At 27.2% G+C, this 515-nt stretch carries 1 protein-coding gene; it reads left to right on the top strand.

Annotation, left to right across the window (positions count from 1 at the left end; all coding sequences use genetic code 11):
* The coding region (locus IE142_RS40500) for a hypothetical protein (protein WP_229831329.1) at positions 1 to 515 on the top strand (515 nt) is incomplete at both ends.

Below are 515 nucleotides of genomic sequence, written 5' to 3'. Positions count from 1 at the left end.
GTTTTTCGAATACCTTACAAGAAACGTTAACAACTGGGAAACCTGTTATCAATAATAATAATGATGAATTAATCGGCTACCGCTTAGAAAAATATATCGCTCCCACAAATAAAGGATATATGGGTGGAAAATCAATTGATTATATTGGAAAAATTGTATTTAGTAACGAAAATGACCGTAGTTCTAGTCATTCTTTTAAAAAACTTAATATCATATCTAATAACATTAAGTTAGAAAACGGATTTATATCTTCTAAAAAAGATATAATTATTCATTCAGGTAAAGAAGAAGTAATAATTAAAGAAGGCGAAAGTATCTTAAAACAAGAATACGCTATGCGCTCAAATATAAAAAGAAATAATCTCCCCAGTCAGATAATATTAGGTGATAAAAATGGTGATCCTAAAAAACAAGGTTTAATCTCTTCTAAAAATATCATTATCAATGCTTCTGATACTACTATTTATAATTATGGTAGTTTAGAAAGTAGTAACCGTAGTAAAAATGCTATACAA

Origin of the sequence: Streptomyces mutabilis (assembly GCF_014649815.1) — a bacterium.
GTDB classification, from domain to species: Bacteria; Actinomycetota; Actinomycetes; order Streptomycetales; family Streptomycetaceae; genus Streptomyces; species Streptomyces mutabilis.
The sequence above is the reverse complement of the archived record's forward strand: the minus strand, read 5'-3'. Positions and strand labels throughout refer to the sequence as shown.